This window comes from Sphingorhabdus sp. (genome assembly GCF_044354325.1).
Classification (GTDB): Bacteria; Pseudomonadota; Alphaproteobacteria; order Sphingomonadales; family Sphingomonadaceae; genus Sphingorhabdus_B.
In genome coordinates this window covers 1-4,310 of record NZ_JBILAF010000145.1, presented here as the reverse complement: position 1 = coordinate 4,310, position 4,310 = coordinate 1, and the positions used below count along the sequence as shown (strand labels likewise).

General features: G+C 56.6%; 3 protein-coding genes and 1 pseudogene. All 4 read left to right on the top strand.

Going from position 1 to position 4,310, the window contains the following annotated elements:
• Positions 1-587 (top strand): annotated as a pseudogene (locus tag ACIQ0G_RS10405) (phosphoserine aminotransferase); the annotation flags it as partial.
• A 128-nt stretch (positions 588-715) separates the two neighbouring features.
• Entirely contained in the window at positions 716-2,299 is a 1,584-nt protein-coding gene (serA, locus tag ACIQ0G_RS10400) for a phosphoglycerate dehydrogenase (protein ID WP_183939890.1), read from the top strand.
• A 41-nt stretch (positions 2,300-2,340) separates the two neighbouring features.
• The gene (locus tag ACIQ0G_RS10395) at positions 2,341-3,453 is read left to right on the top strand and encodes an ATP phosphoribosyltransferase regulatory subunit (RefSeq protein ID WP_397577841.1); all 1,113 of its coding nucleotides are present in this window, start codon (positions 2,341-2,343) and stop codon (positions 3,451-3,453) included.
• A 138-nt stretch (positions 3,454-3,591) separates the two neighbouring features.
• A partial coding sequence (locus tag ACIQ0G_RS10390) for an adenylosuccinate synthetase (protein WP_397577840.1) occupies positions 3,592-4,310 on the top strand: 719 nt, incomplete at its 3' end.

Sequence of the window (4,310 nt, the reverse complement as noted above, 5' to 3'; positions counted from 1 at the left end):
GGGACAAGCTGGATGTCACAACGTTCAGCTGGCAAAAAGTGCTCGGCGGTGAAGGTGCACATGGCGTGCTCATTCTCGGACCGCGCGCTGTGGAACGGCTTGAAAATTACACCCCGGCATGGCCGCTTCCAAAAGTTTTCCGCTTGATGTCGAAAGGCGCACTTGCCGAAGGGATCTTCAAGGGCGAGACGATTAACACGCCATCGATGCTTGCGGTGGAAGATGTGATCTTCGCGCTTGAATGGGCGAAAACCGTTGGCGGTTTGCAGGGCCTTATGGGCCGTAGTAACGCCAATGCCGCCGCGCTCGCAAAAATCGTTGAGGCACGTGACTATCTCGGCTTTCTTGCCGCTGACCCTGCTATTCGGTCAACGACGTCGGTGTGCCTGACCGTTGAGGGCGCGGACGAAGCCATGATCAAGAAAATGGCGTCACTGCTTGAGGCGGAAGATGCGGCTTATGACATCGCCGGATATCGCGATGCCCCTGCGGGTCTGCGTATTTGGTGCGGCGCCACTGTCGATACCGCAGATATTGAAGCGCTCGGCCCTTGGCTCGATTGGGCTTATAAGAAAGCCAAAGCTTAAATCCCACCCGTGCCATTCCCGCGAATGCGGGAACCCGTGAACGCACATGTCCGCGCAAGCCTACATTTCAGTCCATCGATCCCCGATCACGTCGGGGATGACGACAAAAGACATATAGGAATTTCAACATGACCAAACCACGCGTACTTATCTCCGACAAAATGGATCCCAACGCTGCGAAGATTTTCGCTGAACGCGGCTGTGACGTTGATGTCATTACCGACAAAAGCCCTGAAGAGCTCGCCGCCATCATCGGCGATTATGATGGCCTTGCTATTCGCAGCTCAACCAAGGTCACCAAGGCCATCCTCGACGCGGCCACCAATTTGAAGGTTATTGGCCGGGCCGGTATTGGCGTCGACAATGTGGATATCCCGAACGCCTCGGCAAAGGGCGTTGTCGTCATGAACACGCCGTTCGGTAACTCGATCACCACCGCCGAGCACGCGATTGCATTGATGTTCGCACTGGCACGCCAATTGCCAGAAGCAAATGCGCAGACACAGGCTGGCCTCTGGCCGAAAAACGGCTTCATGGGCATTGAAGTCACTGGCAAGACGCTTGGCCTGATCGGTGCAGGGAACATCGGCTCCATCGTCGCAAGCCGCGCGCTGGGCCTGCGCATGAAGGTCGTTGCCTTTGACCCGTTCCTGACGGCGGAACGCGCCATTGAAATGGGCGTGGAAAAGGCGGACTTGGACACGCTGCTGGCCAAGGCTGATTTCATCACCTTGCACACCCCATTGACCGATCAGACGCGCAATATCCTGTCCAAAGAAAATTTGGCGAAAACCAAAAAGGGCGTGCGCATCATCAACTGCGCGCGCGGTGGCTTGGTCGATGAAGCCGCGTTGAAAGAAGCGTTGGACAGCGGCCAAGTTGGCGGCGCTGCGCTTGACGTGTTCGCAACGGAGCCTGCGAAGGAATCGCCGTTATTCGGTACGCCAAACTTCATTTGTACCCCGCATTTGGGTGCGTCGACCAACGAAGCTCAGGTCAATGTTGCGCTGCAAGTTGCGGAACAGATGGCGGATTATCTCGTCAATGGCGGCGTGACCAATGCGCTCAATATGCCTAGCCTGTCTGCCGAAGAAGCACCTAAGTTGAAGCCATATATGACCTTGGCGCAAAAGCTGGGTTCGCTGGTTGGCCAGCTTGCGCATGACAATCTGGATAATATCGCGATTGAGGTTGAGGGCGCTGCTGCCGAATTGAATATCAAGCCCATTACCGCCGCGGTTCTTTCCGGTTTCATGCGGCGGTTCTCGGACGCGGTGAACATGGTCAACGCACCGTTTTTGGCAAAAGAGCGCGGATTTGATATCCGTGAAGTCCGCCATGACAAGGCGGGTGCCTATCACACATTGGTGCGTGTCACGGTGAACACCGCGCAAGGCCCACGTTCGGTTGCGGGCACATTGTTCGCCAATAGCGAAGCGCGGCTTGTCGAGATTTTCGGTATCAGCCTTGAAGCTGAGCTCGAAGGCAGCATGCTGTATATCGTCAACGAAGATGCACCGGGTTTCATTGGCCGTGTCGGTACGGCATTGGGTGAAGCTGGCTTGAATATCGGCACCTTCCATTTGGGTCGCCGCAGTGCAGGTGGCGAGGCGGTTCTTTTGCTGTCGATGGATGCCGCTATTCCAGAGGCTGTTCTTAAGCAGTTGGCTTCGCTTCCGGGCGTGAAGACAGTAAAGGCGCTTAAGTTCTAAGCGGGGCTTCCCCGCCAGAACTTTTCGCGTAAAGAACGCGCATGAAGATTCCGCCCGACTTGCTGCCCGAAGGCTTCCGCGACCGACTTCCTCCCCAAGCGGAGGTTGCGGCGCGGGTGTCGCGTGCCATGATCGATGTGCTGACAAGCTATGGCTATGCCAGAGTAGCGCCAGCCATCGCCGAATTTGAAAGCGCGCTTGCCGAACGCAGTGGCGGCGCGGCGCGTAATCAGCATTTGCGTTTTACCGACCCTGTTTCCGGACACACGCTGGCGTTACGTGGCGATATAACCGTTCAGGTCGGGCGTATTGCAACAACGCGGATGCAGGAATCTCCTCGGCCGCTGCGTTTGTGCTATCATGGTCAGGTTCTGCGTCTGAAGGCAAAGCAGCTGCGACCAGAGCGCGAATTGACGCAGCTTGGCGCGGAATTGATCGGCAATGACAGCGTTGCTGCGGCGTGCGAAATTGTCGGCGTCGCTATCGATGCGCTGGAGGCAGCGGGCGTTAAAGACATCACAATCGATTTTACCCTCCCTGACTTGGTCGAACGGCTTGCTGAAAAGGCGTTGCCTTTGGCCCCCGATAAAATCGATGCCGTGCGTTCCGAACTGGATATGAAGGATGCTGGCGGCCTTAGCGTGTTGGGCGCGGATGCCTATCTGCCATTGCTCGCGGCGACCGGTCCATTTGATGCGGCGGTTGAAAAATTGCGTGCGATTGATGCTGGCGGTGCACTTGCATCGCGAATCCAGGCGCTGGAAAGTATCGCCGCAACGGTCGCTGGCCGTGCCAATGTGACGCTTGATCCCACCGAACGACATGGCTTTGAATATCAAAGTTGGTTCGGTTTTACGATCTTCGCCAAAGGCTATAGCGCGGCGCTCGGTCGTGGTGGCACTTATTATATCAACCGCCCGGACGGTCCATCCGAAGCCGCAACTGGATTTTCGTTGTATCCAGACCCGTTGATTGACTTGGCCGAAGAAAGCAATGTGCAGCGCCTGTTCCTGCCGCTCGGCACCGATGCAGCCACCGGCGCGAAATTGCGAAGCGAAGGTTGGGTTACCGTTGCTGCGTTGGACGATAATGACAGCGCCGCCGTGCTGGGCTGCACCCATATATGGGCAAACGGGCAGGCAGTTATCGTCTGAAATCGTCCATCACGTTGCTTTAGGGTGGACGCAGCGCAATCATAATCATAACGGAGCACATGGCGAATCCCTTCGCAGGAAAAAGCTCCTGCGCAGAAAAAGGCCCCAGAGCTATCTGGCTTTGACAGGGAATATCTGATGGCAAATGTAACCGTAATTGGCGCTCAGTGGGGCGACGAGGGAAAAGGTAAGATTGTCGACTGGTTGGCGGAACGCGCCGATGCAGTGGTCCGGTTTCAGGGCGGACATAATGCGGGTCACACTTTGGTGGTCGGCGAAAATGTATATAAATTGTCGCTGCTGCCGTCGGGTATCGTGACGGGCACGCTGTCGATTATCGGCAATGGCGTTGTTCTGGACCCATGGGCGTTGCGCGACGAAATGACGAAGCTGCGTGGGCAGGGGGTTTCGATTACGACGGAGAACTTCGCGCTTGCCGACAATTGCGCGCTGATTTTGCCGATCCATCGTGATTTAGATGGCTTGCGTGAAGCCGCCGCCGGTTCGGGCAAGATCGGCACGACGGGCCGCGGTATTGGCCCTGCTTATGAAGACAAGGTCGGCCGCCGCGCCATTCGCGTTTGCGATCTTGCGCATTTGGATGCGCTTGATGCGCAATTGGACCGTCTGTGCGCGCACCATGATGCGCTGCGTGCCGGCTTTGGCGAGCCGCCCGTAGACCGTGCTCGTTTGATTGCTGACCTGAAGGAAATTGCGCCGTTCGTTCTCGAATATGCGCAGCCAGTGTGGAAACGGTTGAATCAAGTGCGCAAGGCAGGCGCGCGGATATTGTTTGAAGGCGCGCAGGGCGTTTTGCTGGATGTCGACCATGGCACCTATCCATTTGTGACATCATC

Bases quoted from the DNA above. Each gene is read 5' to 3' on its own strand.
- serA (WP_183939890.1), top strand. From the start codon at position 716: ATGACCAAACCACGCGTACTTATCTCCGACAAAATGGATCCCAACGCT.
- ACIQ0G_RS10395 (WP_397577841.1), top strand. From the start codon at position 2,341: ATGAAGATTCCGCCCGACTTGCTGCCCGAAGGCTTCCGCGACCGACTT.